Source organism: Candidatus Palauibacter sp. (assembly GCF_965216145.1).
Lineage (GTDB): Bacteria > Gemmatimonadota > Gemmatimonadetes > Palauibacterales > Palauibacteraceae > Palauibacter.
On the sequence record NZ_OZ244149.1, the window covers coordinates 1,613,597 to 1,632,295 of the forward strand.

Sequence of the window (18,699 nt, forward strand, 5' to 3'; positions counted from 1 at the left end):
CTCCTTCCTCGGTGTGCTCGCAGGCGACTCCCTCGTTTCGTACGACATCGCGCTACAACGCGTGCAGATCTTTGCTGCAGACGGCAAACTCGCCCGGACAATCCGAGTGGAGCCACCCTGGCGCGAGTCTCGGCCTCGAGCGGCCGTGGGAGTGTCGGGCCGCCATCTGATCATGAACTTCACGGACGGCGGCGAAATGCCCGAGGGGGGCGTCGTGAGATGGCCGGGAATCAGGATCGGGACCCTCGACCTTTCGGACGGTACGATTCATGCGGTGTCGGATTTTCCCGGTCAAGAGGGAGTGATACGGCGCTCCGGCGAGAGCGTCGCGCACATCGGTTACGACTTCGGAAAGGGTCCACAGTTCGCCGTCGCTCCCGGGACGTTCGCAGCCGTCGATACAGGGGCGTTCCATGTACGGTCGATCTCCCTCAAGGGAGGGCAGCACCGCTCGGATCCTTCGTCGCGACATCGCACCGATTCCCGTCACGAGCGCCCACGTCGATGCCGAGATCGAGGAGTACATCGAGACGAACGTCACGTACGGCGGCGTCTCGCGCGCGCAGGCGGAGGAGATGGCGCGGAGTCGGAGAGAGGATCTCAGGGCCCCGACGCTCCCCATCCTGCGCTCCATCCGCCTGGACGCGTTGGGGAACCTCTGGGTGGAGCCCTTCTTCGGCGCGGGGATCGACGTCGGGCCCTTCGAGGTCTTCGCTGCCAACGGCACCTGGCTGGGCAGCGTCTCGGTGCCACCGGGGTTGGACCGGGGGTTCATCCCGGACTTCGCTCCGGGCCTGGAGATCGGCGACGACTACATTCTCGGCGTATGGCGCGACGCTCAGGACATCGAATACGTCCGCCTCTATTCCCTCGACAAGTCATGACCTTCCGAACCACGCGAACGATTGGGGCCGCTGGGGCCCTGCCGGTGGTCTTCTCTGCTGTCCTTTCTAGCGTCCTCTATGTGGCGTGCGCGGGCGGACCGGACGGCGGTGGGGGCCTGCGGAGCGTCGTCCGAGACAGCGCCGGCGTCACGATCGTCGAGAATGGGCGCCCGCTTCCCGAGTCGCGACTGGGCTGGCGGGTCGGCCCTGAGGCGACGGTGTCGATCGGGACGGCCGGGGGCGATCCCGCGTACGAACTCTTCCGCGCCCTTGACGCGATGCGGCTTTCCGACGGACGGATCGTGGTCGCCAACGCGGGCTCCGGCGAACTCCGCGTCTTCGACTCCGACGGTGTCCACCTCGAATCGTGGGGAGGCCAGGGCGACGGTCCGGGCGAATTCGGCGTCATGGCTCCGAGGGGCCTGGAGCCGTGGCCGGGCGATTCGCTGATGGCCAGGGAGCCGTTCCAGAGCCGGATCTCCATCTTCTCCGCGGCTGGAACGTTCGGTCGCGCCCTCAGGTTGCAGCCGCAGAGCGGCTACCAGTCGGTGGTCGGCCCGCTCCCGGACGGGAGAGTCCTGGCCCAAACGCTGACGACATACTCGGGTGGCACGCCGGGCACCTCGGAGCTCACACGCCCGGACCTCGAATACGGGATTCTGGAGGCGGACGGGAGCGTACACCGGGACCTGGGCGTGTACCCGGGATCGGAACTATACGTCGTCACCACGGCCCAGGGGACGCGTGCCCGCGCCTACCCCTTCGATCGCAGCGCGTTCGCGTTCGTGTGGGGGGATCTGGTCGTGATGAGCACCAACGACCGCTACGAGATCCTTGCCTACCGGACGGACGGGTCGCTCGCGAGGATCGTCCGCCGCGACCACGAAGCCCGCTCTCCGACCCGGGCCGACCTGCGCGACGCCGTTGCCCGCCAGAATCCCGGTCGCCCCGAGGCGCTCGACGCGGTCGCCGATATGCCGCTGGTTGACGCGTTCCCCGCCTTCAATCGCGTCGTCGTTGACCGGCTGAACCACCTCTGGGTCGAGGAATACAGACTGCTGGGTGAGGACCAACGCCTGTGGACCGTATTCGATCCCGTTGGCCGTGCCCTGGGGATGGTCGAGATGCCCGGGAGCTTCCGCGTCACGGAGATCGGCGAGGACTACATCCTCGGCACGCGGCGAGACGCCCTCGACATCGAGTACGTGGAGTCCTGGCCCCTCGACCGCTCGGGCTCATGAAGCCCGGAATCCCGGCGGGGATCGCGCTGCTCCTGGGCGTTGTCGCGTGTGCGGATGGCGGTTCCCCTGCGCCCCGGGAGGTCCCGGTCTGGGAGGGGTCGATCGACCTCGAGGTCGGCGAGGTCGAGGGGGAGGATCCCTACCTGTTCACGACCATCGGCTCCGTCGTGGAAGACGACCGCGGGCGGTTGATCGTCGCGGACTATCAGACCCACGAGGTGCGGGTGTTCGAACCGGACGGCCGCTTCGCTTTCAGCTTCGGCGGCCAGGGGGAGGGTCCCGGCGAGTTGACGAATCCCTGCTGCATGACGTTCGGGCCCGCTGGGCTCCTCTGGGTGCGGGAGAGCATCCGCTACAGCGCGTTCAGGCTCGACGACGAGGACGCGGAGTACGTGCGCGGCCTCAGGAGCGTCAACGCCTCCTTCAATCTGATCGCGCCGGTGACTTTCGATGCGGAAGGTCGGCTCGTCGATCTCGGGCTGGCGGCCGGCGACACCCGGTTCACGCGCTTCCACCTGGGTCCGGGGACGGCCGTGGATACGGTCACGATGGCGACGGCCGAGGAGCAGGCCACCGGCTTCAGCCCGGTCGACATCATGGTGGGAAATCAGGCCGCCAAGTTCTTCCTCTACCAGCCCTTCGGTCCGCGATGGATGCACGGGCACGGACGGGGCGGCTGGTGGGCCACGGCGGTCAGTTCCGCGTACGCGGTCACGCTGCACCATCCCGACCGAAGCACGTCGTTGATCCAGGATCCACTACAGGGACCGGAACTGACACCGGACGAACGGCGCCGTGCGCAGGCCCGGATCGACCAGGAGAAGGAGAGATTCGATCTGCGAGAACACCCCTGGGGGATCCCCGACCGCAAGCCGGTTCTCGACGGACTCTTCTTCGATCGCGCAGGCCGGCTGTGGGTGGAGAAGACGGGCATCGCCGGACAGGAGATGCGTGAAGCCGATGTCTACCGCGAGGGCACGCTCGTGGCGCGATACCGATGGCCGCGACGCGTCACCCACCTCGGATCTCCGTGGGTCACCGAGACGGCCTTCTACGGCACGACACGCGATTCTCTCGACGTCTGGCGAGCGGCACGCGTCCGTTTCACTCGGATCCCGGAGTAGGAGGGACCCTTGGACAACGTCCGTGCGATCACGCGCTCGATACGGCGTACCATGACTGATGGCGGGGTCATGGCTACCGCCGTTCTGTGCATTGCGTGCGACGCCTCGCCTGGAGACCGGCTTCAGGACTTCTCCGTGCGCGACAGCGCGGGCATAGAGATCGTCGAGAACCGCGGCGAGATCGCGGAGTTCCCCCTGCCGTGGGAACCGCAGCTGCGGCTGGGTCGCCAGGATGGTCCGCCCCAGTATCAGATGTTCCGCGTCCCCGACGCCCTGGAACTGGACGACGGCTCCGTCGTCGTCGTGAGCCAGATCGAACCTCTCATCCGCATCTTCGCCGCCGACGGGACACTTAGGGCTTTTTTCGGGTCTCTGGGCGAGGGACCGCGTGAATTCGGCCTGCCGCAGAGAGTCTGGCAGGCGGGGGCGGATTCCCTCGTCATCTATGACTGGCGAAATCGACGGCTCGCCTACTGGACCGCGGGCGGGGGCTTCCTCTCGGTCAGCCCCCTGCGTCCCATCCCGCCGACCCCGATCCCCGGCGGACGCTTCCGGGACGGGAGCGTCCTCGTCACGAGTATCGTGATGACGCGGGCCGACGACTTCACCTGGTCGCCGCTCATCGGGGTGCGCTTCGCCGGGTCGGGCGCACTCCGGGACACGGTCTTCAACGTCCCCGGCTGGAACCTCGGACCCGTCGATATCGGCGGAGAAACCGTCCTCCTCGCCCGGCACTTCGAAGGACTCGCCGGGGCGAAAGCCATCGATGGCGGCATCGCGCTGACGCTGGGGGACGCCTACGAGGTCCGCATCCTCGCTCCAGACGGCCGCCTGGCCCGGCTGGTCCGCTGGGCGGGCCGCGACCGGACCGTCACGCAAGCGCACATGGCCGCGGCGCGAGAAGAGGCGGTCCGCAGCGCGGCCACGGACGACCAGCGGCAGCAGGCGTTGAGATTCTTCGACGCGACGCCGGCCGCCGAACAGTTCGGGACCGTGGCCGGGCTTCGCGCCGCCCCGGACGGCGGCTTCTGGGTGCGCGAGTGGCGACACCCCGGCGACCCGGAGGGGGCGCGCTGGCTAGCGTTTGACGGCGAGGGGCGCCTCCTCGGCCGGCTCGCACTGACGTCCGGAGCCCAGCTCACTCGCATTGGACGCCAGAACCTAATTGTCATCGAGCAGGACGAACTTGACATCGAGTACGTGTCCCTCTACCCCCTCCCGACAGAACTCGCGAGACCTTCAGGGGTGCGGTGAGACATGACGGAAAGCGTTGAGACATGAAGGAGATACGAACGATCCCGCTCACGGAGATCTCGGCAACCCTCGTAGCGCTCGCGACCCTGGCCGGTTGCGCCGGCCCGGCCTCGGACAGCGACTGGACGACGGTTCGGGACACCTTGCCTTCGGGCACAGTCCGCGTGACCAACGTCCCGAGGACGGATGTCTCCCCCACCTGGACGCTGGTCGAGGAACTTCGGGTCGGCACCGTTGAAGGGGCCGGACCGGACGCGTTCGCATACCTGCGGGGCCTTGTCGTGCTGGAGGATGGGCGCTTCGCCGTCCTCGATTCGCAGGCGCAGGAACTCCGCGTCTTCGGCCCGGACGGCGCTCACGTCGCGACCCACGGCCGCAAGGGACAGGGACCCGGCGAGTTCGTGGACGCGAACGGTCTCATGCTGGATCACGATGGGCGGCTTTGGGTCCCGGATACCCGCAACGGGAGGATGTCGATCTTCGATCCCGAGGAGGGGTTCGTCGAGTCCTTCCCGTTCGCCGACGCGAGCTTCAATGCGACCTGGAACGGCGCGATGGTAGAGGGGAACCGTATCTACCGGCCATCGCGGGTGTCCGGGAACCGGCGGCTGCTTCGCGTCTACGATCTCAACATGAGACTCACAGACTCGCTGCCGCTGCCGAGCGACCGCCCGGAAGGCGAAGAGTTCGATCCCGAGAGTCAGCCCGGTGCCTTCTACTAGGAGATGGGCGGCGGTTACATGGCGTACTCGATCCCGTTCTATCCCGGCGAGGTCAGCTACCTCGCTGCGCGAGGCGCGGTGTGGTCCACCGGGCGCGGAGATCCGCAATACCGCATCAAGCGGTGGCAGCCGGGCGGTGACACGACGCTCGTGGTCGAGACCCGGCGACCCCCCGTCTCCGTCCCCACCGCCGAGCGCGACTCCGTCATCGACATGATGAGGCAGATGACCTCGAACATGGGCGTGGGCGAATGGGACTGGTCCCGGGTCCCCAGCACCAAGCCTGCTGTCGAGGCCATCTTCGAATCGGCCGAGGGCAACCTGTGGATCGGGACCCCCTCCAACGGTGATGGGATCCTGTTCGATGTCTACTCGAGGGACGTGTCCTATCTTGGCACGGCCAGCCTTGGGCCCGGCCTCAACCTCTTTGAGCAGGTCACCCCGGTCGTGCGAGGCGACCTCGTCTGGCTGATCGTGACGGACGAACTCGACGTGCCCTACGTCGTGCGGGCACGCATCGCGCCCACCGGCTAACCGATGCGTTTCGGCGGCCAAGGCAACGAACGAAGTCGGAGGACGGTCGCATCGATGTGGCCGTGGTCGAGCTTGACGATCATCCCGAGCGTTGGAGGGGAGAGCATGCGGAACTTCGTCCTCAGCGGGTTGTTCGCGACGACGGCCTCTTTCGCTGCATACGGCAGCATACAGGGAGCGAACGCGGGCCTTCAATCGGTCGTGCGGGACAGCGCGGGCGTGACGGTCGTCGAGAACGAGAGGCCCGCAGCGGGCACGCGGCTCGGCTGGCGGATCGGCCCGGCGCCCACACTCTCGATCGGCGCCGTCGAGGGCGACCCCGCGTACGAACTGTTCCGGGTTGCGGATGCGACCCGACTCCCGGATGGAAGAATCGTGATCGCCAACGCGGGATCCGCCGAACTGCGGATGTTCGACGAAACCGGCACCCACCTGGGCTCATGGGGAGGCGAGGGAGAGGGGCCGGGCGAATTCGGCCGCGGCGGTCCCTCCGGAGTCGGGCGCTGGCCGGGCGACTCCATCTCGGCATCGGACACGTATGCCAGGCGGTTCTCCGTCTTCGACGCCGATGGAGAACACGGCCGCACGTCTTCGCTGCCGGATCCCTACTGGCGCCTGATCGGAGTTCTGCCCGAAGGGAAGCTGTTCGTCGGGACGGTTTCGAGTTTTCGGTATACCGGCGGCGAGTTCCCGGACGGAGTGGCTCGCATAGACCTCGAATACGGGATCGTCGAGGCGGATGGCAGCGCACATTCCACGCTGGGCACGCATCCGGGCGCGGAATGGTCCGCCAGTGCGGAGAACATGTCCGTCCGGCCGCACCCCTTCAGCCGCTCCCCGATCTACGCCGTGTGGGGAGATCGGGTCGTGATCGGCGCCAACGACCGCTATGAAATCCGCGCCTACGCCACGGACGGCGGGCTGGCGCGGATCGTTAGACGCGATCACGACCCTCGGCGCCCCACCCGCGCGGACCTCGACGAATACTACGCCCGGCAGTACGAGAGCCGGACCGGCGAGGAACGATCCGCGGCGCTGGCCGCGGTGGCCGACATGGCTTTGACGGACGCGTTCCCCGCGTTCAGCAGCATCCGGGTGGACGAATTGGAGCATCTATGGGTCGAGGAATACCGTCAGCTTGGCGAAACGGGCCGGCTCTGGACCGTGTTCGACCCTGCGGGCCGAGTGCTTGGTTTCCTGGAGACTCCGCCCGGCCTGCGAGTGTTCGAAATTGGCCCCGACTACATTCTCGGCGCCGCCTACGACGAATTTCAGATCGAGTATGTGCAGCTATGGCCGCTCGACCGGGGCGGCTAAGGCTTTGCCCGCAACTCGGCCGCCCGGAAACGAGATGCAGGTGACCCTGCCGCCAGCTGCGAAGTTGGGTCGCGAGGGCGGTGTCATGCCGTTCCTGGCCACGCTTCTGGTCACGCATGTGGCGCTTGCCGCGTGTGGCGGCCTCTCGGGGGGCGATGGCTCGGCCACCGTTCGGGATACGCTCCCCTCCGGCGTCGTGCGGGTCACGAATACGCTTCCCGCCGATGCGCCGCCCATGTGGCGTCTGGTCGAGGAACTGCGGGTCGGGGCCGTCGATGGCGACGGTCCGGATGTGTTCGGGGAGCTGGAAGCGCTCGCCCCCCTGCCGGGGGGCGGCTTCGCCGTCATCGAGGCGCAGGCGCGGGAGGTCCGCGTGTTCGGCCCCGGCGGCGAGCATGTGGCGACCCACGGGAGGAAAGGCGGGGGCCCCGGCGAGTTTGAGAATGCGATCGATCTCATGCTCGGGCCGCAGGAGCGCCTGTGGGTGGCGGACCCCGGCAACGTACGCATGTCGGTGCTCGATCCGGTCGCGGGGTTTGTGGAGTCTTTTCCCTTGCCCTTCCCGTTGTGGGGATTCGCCTGGGACGGTGCGATGACGGCGGACGGCCGCATCCTCGAGTTCTCCTTCGATCGCGGCCAGTCCCGGGAGATCCTTCGGGTCTACGACCTCACGATGACACAGGTGGATTCCATCTCGCTCAAGGAGGTGGAGGTATTCGAGCCGGAGGACGATCCGGGGATCTTCGTCCAGGATCTGGGCGGCGGGTCCCAATACATGCGTGGGGTTCCCTTCCATCCGTCGGGCCTCCGGTATCTCGACGCGCAGGGGGCCATTTGGTCCAAGCCCCGCGGGGATCCCGACTACGTGATCCGGAAGTGGCTGCCGGGCGGAGACACGACCCTGATCCTCGAGACGCGGCGCCCGGCGGTGCCGGTGACAACTGCCGAACGCGACTCGGTGATCGCCCGCATACGCGAGAGCTTCCGGAGGTCCGGGGCCACGGCCGAGTTGGACTGGTCCCGGATCCCCGCCGTCAAGTCGGCGGTGGAGGATGTCTTTGTTTCTGCGGAGGGTGATGTGTGGGTGCGCACGCCGTCGCCCGTCGCCGAGACCACCTTCGATGTCTACGCACCCGACGGCTCCTACGTGGGTACGGCCGTTGGCGCCGCCAGACTCACGCACCCCGTCGTCCGAGGCAATGCCTTCTGGGCGTTCGTAAGTGACGATTTTAATGTACCCTACGTCATCCGCGCCCGAATCACGCCCACTCGGTGAGGTGAGTCGTGAAGATCGCTCCGCGTCCCGCCCTGTTGGCCGCCGCCGTCGTCGCCGTCGCCTGCGAGAGCACGGGCGGCGGACGCTCGGGACTTGAGTCCGCCGCGCGCGACAGCGCGGGCATCACGATCGTCGAGAACCAGGAACCCGCATCGGAGACTCGCCTCGGCTGGCTCATCGGCGAAGCCCCGATTCTCTCCATCGGCGCCCTCGAGGGAGACCCGGCGTACGAGTTGTACCAGGTCATGGACGCCAGGAAGCTGCCGGACGGCAGAATCGTCGTCGCCAACGGAGGGTCCGGCGAACTGCGCGTGTTCGACGAGTCCGGCACGCACCTGGAGTCGTGGGGAGGACGGGGCGAAGGGCCGGGTGAGTTCGGCGAGGTTCTCGCTCCCTTTAGCGTCGAGCACTGGCCCGGCGATTCCATCGCAGCCTCGGACCCGTTTGCGAGGAGGGTGACGATCTTCGACGCGCAGGGCGAGCCCGGCCGCACCTTCGTGCCGGAGGAGGCCTACTACCGCCTCATCGGGGTGCTGCCAAACGGAAGGATGTTTCTGAGTACCCTGGCCACCTTCATGGTCGGAACCATGGGGACGGGAATGGTTCGCAGAGAGCTCGAATACGCCATCGCAGCGCCGGAGGGCAGCGTGCAGACGGCGCTCGGAGCGTATCCGGAGTCGGAACGGTACATCATAGACGACGACCGGGGGATGCGCGTGTATCCGCCGCCCTTCGCCCACTCCGCCCTCGCCGGCATCTGGGGCGACTTGATCGTCCTCGGCACAAACGACCTCTATGAGCTCCGGGCCTATGCGACGGACGGCACGCTGGCGAAGATCGTTCGCCGGGAGCACGACGTTCGGAGTCCGACCCCATCCGACCGGGACGCCCATCTCGACGAGCTGTACGCGGACCGCACCGAGCAGCAGCGCGCGAGGGCGCGCGCCGAACTGGAGGACATGCCGCTCCTGGAGACCTTCCCCGCGTTCGGTCGGGTCCTGACCGACTCCCGGGGGCATCTCTGGGTCGAGGACTACCAGTTGCCCGGCGCATCCCCTCCCCCGTGGACCGTTTTCGATCCCGAGGGCCGGGTGCTCGGCCTCATGGACCTCCCGCCGGATCTGAACGTCTTCGAGATCGGCGAGGACTACCTTCTGGGCACCGCATCCGACGATTTCGGCATCGAGCGCGTACAGCTCTGGCCGCTCGATCGCTCCGGTTTCTGACGGGCCGCGCGACGGCTCGCTCCCACCCCCACCGAGGGCTAGAGTTTCGGCCTGCGGTTGAACCGCCTCGGATGTCCGGTACCTCTGGCGGCAGCTTCCACGCGAACTGCCTGATCCGGGGGGCGTAGCAGGGGCGTGATGAACGGCATCGAGCGCGAAAAGATCGGCCCGCTGACGCTCCGCCTGTGGGCGCTGCTGACGGCGCTTGCCGTGTGGGCTCTCTATCTGCCCAGAGGGCTCCGGTCTCGCGATGAGGTCGTCTTCGACCTGTTCGCCGTCCGGCCGGATCCGGTTTCGGTCGGCCGCAGCGCCGTATGACTTGCGGATGTCGCCGCCCAGGTCGGGATGGCCGCCCAGGTCGCCGTGCATCGGGCGGCGGGCCATACCGGGGAGAGTCCGGACCTTGCCTCCGGCGCCGTTTTTCGGGTGGTACAGGGGGCATTTCGGAGAACCTACGGGCCGTAGAATCGCTCAGAATCGACGATCGCCGGTCTGCGAGGGGTATGGGTAGGGCGGAATATGACGACGCGGAGGGAGCGCTGCCGTCGCCAAGGAGTGACGGGTCGTGCCCGTCTCCTCGTCCGTCCGTGAAGCTGTCGGCCAAGAGGCCGGGGAGCTGGCCCGCGACGTTTGCGTGACCACCGTCTCCGGCGGCGCGCTGGAGCGCCGAGTGCGCGGGTTTCGACTTCGACTGCGCGCCCGCCGCGGCGCGCTACGATGACCGATCCCCGCCACAGCGTCCCCACCGTCCAATGTCGCCCCGGCTGGCGAGACGATCCCACCTTCTAGGAGTGCCACCGTCCCGCTCCGGTCACCATCGAGCAGCCGTTGGTTGGGCACGATTGGGGCGAGGTTCTGGAGGCCCGTACGACAATAAAGATGCGCGTGACGGGTGTTCCCCCGCAACGAAACGGCGGGTTTCTCTCGTCAGAAAGGCCGGGTTGTCTCCCCGCTGGCGGCGCCGTTATGCGTTGTCCATATTGTAGATACGCACTTGCGGTTGCCCCTCGGTGACCGCCTGCCCAGAGCCACATCATCCGAAAAGAGACATCTCATGAACAAGTGGTTGACTCGCTTCGTCCCCATGCTCGCCGCGCTGACGCTCACCATAGCGCCCAGCGCCAGCGACACCGCGTTGCCTTCGCCTGCGGACTTGGCTGTGGAACCCGTCGCCTTCGCTTACGCCGCCAAGTTGGAAAAGGTGCTCCCGCAGATGTGCGTGTCCTGCTCGCCGTGCGGCAAGAAAGGCCACGAGCACACAGAGGAGGCCCCACCTGCCGGTGGCGTCTTGGCGTACCATCCGCATGATTGCCTCCAAGGCGGCGGGTGTGACTGGCATCCGAGTTGCGGCTTGGGCGATCAAGCCATGTTGGCGGCAGCCGATCTGATCGACTCCCTGAGGGGAAGCACACCGGCCCAGCTGGCGTCGCTGGTGGAACGCTATTCGCATCTGGTGCAAATCAACGAGGCACGTCGAGTGCTTCAGCTGATCGGGTGCAACAACCGAATCGTTGCCAGCTACTCATCCCAGACGATTCCCGCACTGGAAGCCCTCCTCTTGTAGGGCGTCCGGAAAGGACGGCGCGAAATGGACTCCGAATATTCCCCCGAGAGTTCGTCCCCGGTCCTTCTCCTCTGCGCGGCCTTGGCGGTTTCGCTGCTCGGCCCGTTGCGGGCGGCGGCCCAGAACCTGCCCCAGCCCGTCGCCGTGGCATCATGCGAAGAGGCTTGCGGAATCAGCTTGGATCTGGAGATGGAGTACGGCGACGATTCCGGGCCGGGAATGCTCGACTTGGTCGGGTGGGTCAAGGCCTATCGAGATGCCTCGGGGCGGACATACCTCGTCGGCGAGCCGATCGACAACGTGCTGGTGTTCGATTCCGACGGAAGCTTCCGTCGACGTTTCGGCAGCAGTGGATCCGGCCCCGGTGAACTCAAAGACGGTTCTTCGCTCGTCGTGACGGGCGACGGAGAGTTATCGGTCCTCGACCGCGGACGCGGAGTGATCTTGAACTTCGACCACACCGGGCGCCTTCGCAGCGAGGTCAAGACTGTCGGATGGGTGCCGCACGGAACGCGCACCTTCGCATGGGATGGACCCCAAGTCATCCATGTGGCCAATCTGGCCACGCGGGACCGGATCGGATTCCCTCTCCATCTCGTCAACGTCGAGACCGGCGAGATCGAGCGCTCGTTCGGCTCGACGACGGGCGAGCACGAGTTGGGCGGCAACCCCGGCCTTCATCCCGTAGCCGTCCGCCAAGACCAACGGATCTGGATGGCCGTGGGGTTCGAGAGATATGACATCGCTCTCTGGGACATGAATCGACCGCACCGGTTCCTTCGGCATGAGGCAAGCTGGTTTCCCGAGCAGACGCGGGGCGACCTGACGCACGGTGGAATGGACAAGCCTCCACAGCCCTTCATCTACGCCCTCGCCCTGAGCGAATCCGACTCGCTCCTGTGGGTTGCGGCGAGCGTCGCCGACGAAGAATGGCGGAAGGCCGACCTGTACAGCGGAGACGACGACAACTATTACGATGACATCCTCGAAGTCATCGACCTGCGGACGAACAGAGTGATTGCCAGCCAGCGCTTCGACCATAGCTTCCACCTCGTTGAAGCGGGCCTGCTCGGGAGACTCGCGATCACCACAAATGGCTCGGTCCGATACCAAACGTTCCGAGCGCGGTTCGAGGCAGCGACCGGGCGGTAAGCGACAGAGCGTTCAGCCGCCCATGCAGCGGAGCCCGTTCGCCGGATGGGCGGCATCGGTCGCGCCGCTGAATTGTGCTGGTCCTGGGATCTGGAGGCTTCGGGGTTTCGAGGCCGCGTAATCGTTCGGCCAGCCGTGGAATCAATCCGTCTTCCGCGGAGGGCAAGGCGAACAGAACCCTACCGTTCCTGGGTCGGTATAGAGGAGGAGTGGCTCGCCGGACACATGATCCTGTTCGATACCGAAACAGGAGCTCTCGACACGCCCGTTTGCGAGGAGGGTGACGATCTCCGACGCGCAGGGCGCGCCCGGCCGCACCTTCGTGCCGGAGGAGGCCTACTACCGCGTCATCGGCGTGCTGCCAAACGGAAGGATGTTTCTGAGTACCCTGGCCACCTTCATGGTCGGTACCGTGGGGACGGGAATGGTTCGCAGAGAAGTCGAATACGCGATCGCGTCGCCGGACGGCAGCTTGCATGCGGCGCTCGGGACGTATCCGGCGTCGGAGTGGTACTTATTCGCCGAAGGCGGGCGCATGGCCGTGTACCCACAGCCTTTCCGCCACTCCGCCATCGCTCAAGTCTGGGGGGATCTGATCGTCATCGGCCCGAACGATCTCTACGAAATCCGGGCCTTTACGGCGGACGGCGCACTGACGAAGATCGTTCGCCGGGAGCACGACGTTCGGAGTCCGACCCCATCCGACCGGGACGACCATCTTGCCGAGCAGTACGGGGACGACACGGAGCCGGAATGGGTTGTTGGCCGCGCTCGAGGACATGCCGCTCCTGGAGACCTTCCCCGCGTTCGGTCGGGTCCTGACCGACTCCCGCGGCTATCTCTGGGTGGAGGACTACCAGTTGCCCGGCGAGTCGGTTCCCGCGTGGACGGTCTTCGACTCCCAGGGCCGGGTGCTGGGCCTGCTGGACCTGCCCCCGGACCTGAGCGTCTTCGAGATCGGCGAAGACTACATTCTCGGCCGGGTGTCCGACGACCTCGGAATCGAGCGCGTGCAACTCTGGCCGCTCGAGCGCTCCGGTCCCTGACGGGCCGCGCGACCGCTCGCACCCACCGCGACCGGCGGCTAGTTTCGGCGCGCAAGTAAGCCGCCTCGGATCGCGAGTTGAGGCGGCATCTCCCCGCGCGAACTTCGTGATCAAAGGCGCGTAGCACCGGCGTGATGAACGGCATCGAGCGCGAAAAGATCGGCCCGCTGACGCTCCGCCTGTGGGCGCTGCTGACGGCGCTCGCCGTGTGGGCTCTCTATCTGCTCACCATCGCGCCCACGACCGGCTTCTGGGACACCTCCGAGTACGTCACCACGGCGCACATCCTCGGGCTGCCGCACCCGCCGGGGAATCCGGGCTTCGTCCTCGTCGGGCGCGTGTGGGATCTGCTGCTGGGGTTCACCGGCCTCCCGGTCGCCCTGCGGATCAACGTGCTCAGCGCCACCCTTTCGGCGGGGGCGAGCTTCTTCTCCTTCCTCGCCGTGGCGCGCATGGTCGCGCACTTCCGCCAGAACCGGCACGAGGTCCTGGTCGCGGCCATGGTCGCGGTGTGGATCGGGGCGACCGCCTTCACCGTATGGACCCAGTCGAACCTGAACGAGAAGGTCTACACCCTCTCCCTCTTCGTCGTCTCTCTCGTCAGCTATCTGGCGATGCTCTGGATGGACGAGGCGGACACCGCGCGCGGGAACCGTCTGCTCCTGCTGATCGCGCTCGTACTCGGCCTGGGGTGGTCGAACCACACCATGTCGCTGCTGCCGGGGCCGGCGCTCGCGGTCTTCGTGCTCCTGCACCGCTGGCGGGCCGCGCTGAACCCGCGGGTTCTGGGGCTCGGGGTCCTGCTGTTCGCGATCGGGTACTCGGTGCAGCTCCTGTTCGTCCCCATCCGTTCGGCGCAGAACCCGATCATCGACGAGGCGGATCCCGAGTGCCCGACAGTCGTGTCGGCGATCACACCCAAGCGTATGGACGACCGGTTCGGGAACAGCAAGCTCTCCGTGGCCTGCGAGCCGCTCGCCCTGTCGCTGATCCGGGACCAGTACGGCCCCGGTCCGGTCACGCAGCGCCAGGCCCCGCTGACGGCCCAGTACGCGAACTACTGGCAGTACTTCGACTGGCAGTGGGCGCGGTCGCTGCCCCCGGCCGGGCGCCTCGCCGCGAGCATGATCTTCCTCTTCCTCGCCCTGCTCGGCCTCTGGACCCACTTCCGCAGCGACCGGAAGACGTTCGTCTACGCGGGGACCCTGCTGTTCACCGTCACGCTGCTCCTCGTCTACTACCTCAACTTCAAGTACGGCTACTCGCTCTATGTGCAGGAGGTGCCGAGCATCCTGGAGCACGAAGTCCGGGAGCGGGACTACTTCTACATCATCGGGTTCCAGATGTGGGGCATCTACGCTGGGCTGGGACTCGTGGCGCTGTGGGGGCAGTGGACCGGCCCCCCGCGGCCGGGTCCGACGCGGAGCTACCGCAACGCGGAACCGGACGAGCGGCCGGCCGGGTTCGGCCCGCGGCACCGGAAGGCGGCGCCGCTGCTCGCGGTCGCCCTCATCCCCCTCTTCTTCAACTACTCCCGCGCCGACCGGACGGGGGACAGCGCGGCCCGCGACTGGGCGTACAACATCCTCCAGTCGGTGGAGCCGTACGCGGTGCTGTTCACCAACGGCGACAACGACACTTTCCCGCTCTGGTATCTGCAGGAGGTCGAGGGGATCCGGCGCGACGTGACCGTGATCGTGCACTCCTATCTCGGCACGAACTGGTATCCGAAGCAGCTGCGGGCTCTGACGGCACCGTGCGAGCCGGGGCAGTCGTCGGAGGACTCACCGACGACGATCGTGTGCCAGCGGCCGTTCGACGGGGAGAACGCGGCGAGCCCGTACGCCGACATGGACGCGACCCCGCCCTCGCGTTCGATCATCGCGTTGAGTGACGCGCAGATCGACGGGGTCGGCGCGGGTTTCGCGATCGCCCGGGACACGGCGTTCCGCCTCACGAACTGGGTCACGGGGACGGTGCGGGCCGGCCAGACGATCCTCTATCCGGACATCCTGGTGTTCCACATCGCCCAGCAGGCGCTGGGCGACCGGCCGGTCTACTTCGCGGCCACCGCTCCGCCCGTGTACGGAAAGTGGGGGTTCCAGCCGCACCTGGTCCGGCACGGGCTCGCGTTCAAGCTCGTGGACGCCCCGCTCGAGGCCACCGAAGAGCTCGTCGACCTGCGCGAGTACATGCCGAACACGGTGTCGCCGACCTGGAACGACCGGGCGAGGACGGAGGAACTGCTCTGGAACGTGTTCGAGGTCGAAGGCGTGCTGGACTGGGAGGAGTGGCCGGAGCCCTCCACGGCGTCGAGCATCCCGGCCCAGTACTACCTCGCTTACTACCTCCAGGGGATGACGGAGGAACACCTGGGGGACGTGGAAGCCGCCGAGCAGTCGTACCTGCGCGCGGACCACTTCGGCCTGCTCGCCGGCTTGGGAGGGCCCCGGAACTGAGGCCGGCAGCGGGACTTCGTGGCGTCCCGGGAGCGACCTGATGAACGGCATCGAGCGCGAGAAGATCGGTCCTATGACGCTGCGCGCGTGGGGGCTGCTGACCTCGCTCACCGTCTGGGCCCTCTACCTGCTGACCCTCGCGCCGACGACCGGTTTCTGGGACGCGTCGGAGTACGTGACCACGGCGCACATCCTCGGGCTGCCGCACCCGCCGGGGAACCCGTTCTTCGTCCTCGTCGGCCGCGTGTGGGACCTGCTGCTCGGGTTCACCGGGCTCCCCGTCGCGCTGAGGATCAATGCGCTCGGCGCCACCCTGTCTGCGGGGGCCAGCTTCTTCTGGTTCCTGACCGTCGCGCGCATCGTCGCCCGCTTCCGCCAGGACCGGCGCGAAGTGCTGGTGGCCTCGATCGTCGCCGTCTGGATCGGGGCCACCGCCTTCACGGTGTGGACCCAATCGAACCTGAACGAGAAGGTCTATCCCCTCTCGATGTTCATCGTCGCCCTGGTGAGCTATCTGGCCATGGTCTGGCTGGCCGAGGCGGACACCTCCCGCGGCAACCGGCTCCTCGTCCTGATGGCGCTCCTGCTCGGTCTGGGATGGTCCAACCACACCATGTCGTTGCTGCCGGGACTGGCCCTCGCCGCCTTCGTACTCCTGCACCGCTGGCGCGCTGCGCTGAATCCGCGCGTCCTCGGGCTCGGGGTCGCGCTGCTCGCGGTCGGCTACTCCCTGCAACTCCTCTTCGTTCCCATCCGTTCGGCGCAGAACCCGATCATCGACGAGGCCGATCCGGAGTGTCCCACGCTCGTTTCGGCCATCACGCCGAAGCGGATCACCGACCGTTACGGAAAGAGCAAGGTCGCCGTGGCGTGCGAGCCGCTCGCGCTGTCGCTTATTCGCGACCAGTACGCCCCGCCACCGATCGAGCTGCGCCAAGCGCCGCTCTCGGCGCAGCTGGCCAACTACTGGCAATACTTCGACTGGCAGTGGGCGCGCTCCCTGCCACCGGGCGCCCGGCTTGCCGCGAGCATCCTCTTTCTCTTCCTCGCCCTGGTCGGCCTGTGGACCCACCTGCGGAACGACCGGAAGACGTTCATCTATGCCGGCACGCTCTTCTTCACGGTCACGCTGCTGCTCGTCTACTACCTCAACTTCAGGTACGGCTACTCGATCTACTGGGAAGAGGCGCCCGGCGTCGCGGCGCACGAGGTCCGCGAACGGGACTACTTCTTCATCATCGGCTTCCAGTTATGGGGGATCTACGCCGGGCTGGGACTCGTCTCGCTGTGGGGGCGGTGGACCGCGTCCGAGCCGTCCGGCGTCCCGGAGCGGCCCCCGGGCTTCAGCGCTCGCCACCGGAAAGCGGCCGCGCTCCTCGCTGTCGGACTCATCCCCTTCGTCTTCAACTTCACCCGCGCGGACCGAAGCGACGAGCGGGCGGCCCGCAACTGGGCGCACAACATGCTGCAGTCGGTCGAACCGTACGCCGTCCTGTTCACGTACGGCGACAACGACACCTTCCCGCTGTGGTATCTGCAGGAGGTGGAGGGAATCCGGCGCGACGTGACCGTCATCGTTCAGTCGTATCTGGGGACGGACTGGTATCACCGACAGTTGCGCCGGCTGACGAAGCCGTGCGAGCCGGACGAATCCCCGGAGGATGCTCCCACGACCACCGTGTGCCAGCGGCCGTTCGATCCGGCGACGGCGGCGGATCTGTACGCCGACATGGCCGTGACGCCGCCGGCGCGTTCGGCCGTCCCTCCGCCGAGTGCGGGTATCGATGACCTCTCTCGGGGACAGTCCGTCCCCGAGGACTCGACCTACCGGCTCGGTGACTGGATCTCGGGGACGGTGCGTGGAGGCGACATCCTGCCGCCACCGGACATTCGAGTGTTTCAGATCGCGCGGCAGTCGCTGGGAGATCGGCCGGTCTATTTCGCCGCGACGGCTCCGGCGGTTTGGAGCAGATGGCAACTGCAACCTTACCTCGTGCGCCACGGGCTTGCCTTCAAGCTCGTGGACGCTCCGCTTCAGGCATCGGAGACCCTCGTGGATCTGCGCGAGTACTTTCCCGGGTCCGCGCTGCCGACGTGGAACGACCGGATACGCACGGGGGCACTGCTGGAAGAGGTGTTTCTCGTCAACGACCTCCTCGAATGGGAGGAGTGGCCGGAGCCGTCCACGCGGTCGAGCATCCCCACCGCGTACTATGCGGCGCACGCCGTCCAGGGAATCTCGGAGGAGTTGCACGGAAACGTGGAAGCTGCGGAACGGGCGTATCGGCGCGCGAACCACTTCGCGCGGCTCGCGGCTTCCGGCGGGGAGTCGCCCTCGGACTGACTTGCCGGGCCCGCGCGGCTACATGGGCCGGATGGTACCCAGCACCGTCACGATCAGGATCAGCGCGCCATTGATCGAGGCCACGATCGCGTTCGTCTTCCGGAAGCGAACGAACGAAGCGCTATCCTCGCCGGCGTTGGCGGAGGCTTCCGCCGCGCGTGCGAGCCTTCCCGAGTTGGGGATCTGGATCGCCACAGCGAGCGCGAAGGCGATCAGGCCGAGCACCTGCATCTGGAACTGCCAGTGCGGTGTGAGCCGGAAGACTCCGTAGCCACCCATCCCGGCGAGACCGAAGCCGGCGATCGTGGTCAGCAGCATGCCGAGGAGCCCGGGGCCCCTCAGCAGCCGGTGGCTGGCGCGGTAGGCGAACGCGATGATGGTTCGGTCGCCCGTCTGGTTCGCGCGGACGGCGAACAGGGCGATCGACAGGGTGACCCCGAACCACAGCGCGAGGCCGATCAGGTGCAGGAACAGCATGATTCCGCGTATGTCCATGCGGCCAAAGTCCGCGCCGCGAGGGCACGGGTCAAGGGACGCGGCCCGGGCGCTTGAGCGG

The 18,699-nt window shown here is 67.1% G+C and carries 16 protein-coding genes; 15 read left to right on the forward strand and 1 reads right to left on the reverse strand.

Features of this window, described 5'->3' with window-relative positions; translation table 11 throughout:
* The first annotated feature begins 413 nt into the window (after window positions 1-413).
* The 15 genes from ACOOHF_RS07020 to ACOOHF_RS07090 all read left to right on the forward strand — a co-directional run bounded on the left by ACOOHF_RS07020 (window position 414) and on the right by ACOOHF_RS07090 (window position 18,143).
* On the forward strand, window positions 414-884 hold the full coding sequence (locus tag ACOOHF_RS07020) for a hypothetical protein (protein ID WP_420463958.1): 471 nt from the start codon (window positions 414-416) through the stop codon (window positions 882-884).
* Window positions 881-2,125 carry a hypothetical protein gene (locus tag ACOOHF_RS07025; protein WP_420463959.1) on the forward strand — a complete coding sequence of 415 codons (1,245 nt, stop codon included), beginning with the start codon at window positions 881-883 and terminating at the stop codon, window positions 2,123-2,125. The genes ACOOHF_RS07020 and ACOOHF_RS07025 overlap by 4 nt, the downstream gene beginning before the upstream one ends.
* Window positions 2,122-3,249 carry a 6-bladed beta-propeller gene (locus ACOOHF_RS07030; protein ID WP_420463960.1) on the forward strand — a complete coding sequence of 376 codons (1,128 nt, stop codon included), beginning with the start codon at window positions 2,122-2,124 and terminating at the stop codon, window positions 3,247-3,249. Before ACOOHF_RS07025 ends, ACOOHF_RS07030 begins: the two co-directional genes overlap by 4 nt.
* A gap of 69 nt (window positions 3,250-3,318) precedes the next feature.
* Window positions 3,319-4,503, forward strand: a complete 1,185-nt coding sequence (locus ACOOHF_RS07035) for a hypothetical protein (RefSeq protein ID WP_420463961.1) — start codon at window positions 3,319-3,321, stop codon at window positions 4,501-4,503.
* A gap of 23 nt (window positions 4,504-4,526) precedes the next feature.
* Window positions 4,527-5,225: a 6-bladed beta-propeller gene (locus ACOOHF_RS07040; protein ID WP_420463962.1), complete on the forward strand. Its 699-nt coding sequence runs from the start codon at window positions 4,527-4,529 to the stop codon at window positions 5,223-5,225.
* Window positions 5,226-5,243: 18 nt separating this feature from the next.
* Window positions 5,244-5,759 (forward strand): hypothetical protein, encoded by a 516-nt coding sequence (locus ACOOHF_RS07045; RefSeq protein WP_420463963.1) that lies wholly within the window; start codon window positions 5,244-5,246, stop codon window positions 5,757-5,759.
* A gap of 105 nt (window positions 5,760-5,864) precedes the next feature.
* Window positions 5,865-7,076 carry a hypothetical protein gene (locus ACOOHF_RS07050; RefSeq protein ID WP_420463964.1) on the forward strand — a complete coding sequence of 404 codons (1,212 nt, stop codon included), beginning with the start codon at window positions 5,865-5,867 and terminating at the stop codon, window positions 7,074-7,076.
* 85 nt (window positions 7,077-7,161) lie between these two features.
* On the forward strand, window positions 7,162-8,352 hold the full coding sequence (locus ACOOHF_RS07055; RefSeq protein WP_420463965.1) for a hypothetical protein: 1,191 nt from the start codon (window positions 7,162-7,164) through the stop codon (window positions 8,350-8,352).
* An 8-nt stretch (window positions 8,353-8,360) separates the two neighbouring features.
* A complete protein-coding gene (locus ACOOHF_RS07060; RefSeq protein ID WP_419934303.1) occupies window positions 8,361-9,578 on the forward strand; it encodes a hypothetical protein in 1,218 nt (405 codons plus the stop codon).
* 138 nt (window positions 9,579-9,716) lie between these two features.
* Window positions 9,717-9,896, forward strand: coding sequence for a hypothetical protein (locus ACOOHF_RS07065; protein WP_419934304.1), 180 nt, complete (start codon window positions 9,717-9,719; stop codon window positions 9,894-9,896).
* Between the two features lie 736 nt (window positions 9,897-10,632).
* Window positions 10,633-11,142 (forward strand): hypothetical protein, encoded by a 510-nt coding sequence (locus ACOOHF_RS07070; RefSeq protein ID WP_419934305.1) that lies wholly within the window; start codon window positions 10,633-10,635, stop codon window positions 11,140-11,142.
* A 24-nt stretch (window positions 11,143-11,166) separates the two neighbouring features.
* Window positions 11,167-12,294, forward strand: a complete 1,128-nt coding sequence (locus ACOOHF_RS07075; protein WP_419934306.1) for a 6-bladed beta-propeller — start codon at window positions 11,167-11,169, stop codon at window positions 12,292-12,294.
* A 758-nt stretch (window positions 12,295-13,052) separates the two neighbouring features.
* A complete protein-coding gene (locus tag ACOOHF_RS07080; RefSeq protein WP_420463966.1) occupies window positions 13,053-13,340 on the forward strand; it encodes a hypothetical protein in 288 nt (95 codons plus the stop codon).
* 134 nt (window positions 13,341-13,474) lie between these two features.
* A complete protein-coding gene (locus ACOOHF_RS07085; RefSeq protein ID WP_420463967.1) occupies window positions 13,475-15,799 on the forward strand; it encodes a DUF2723 domain-containing protein in 2,325 nt (774 codons plus the stop codon).
* A gap of 40 nt (window positions 15,800-15,839) precedes the next feature.
* Window positions 15,840-18,143, forward strand: a complete 2,304-nt coding sequence (locus tag ACOOHF_RS07090) for a DUF2723 domain-containing protein (protein ID WP_420463968.1) — start codon at window positions 15,840-15,842, stop codon at window positions 18,141-18,143.
* An 18-nt stretch (window positions 18,144-18,161) separates the two neighbouring features.
* On the opposite strand, the gene ACOOHF_RS07095 is transcribed toward ACOOHF_RS07090, so the two are convergent.
* Window positions 18,162-18,638 (reverse strand): DUF2269 family protein, encoded by a 477-nt coding sequence (locus ACOOHF_RS07095; protein WP_420463969.1) that lies wholly within the window; start codon window positions 18,636-18,638, stop codon window positions 18,162-18,164.
* Window positions 18,639-18,699: the final 61 nt, after the last annotated feature.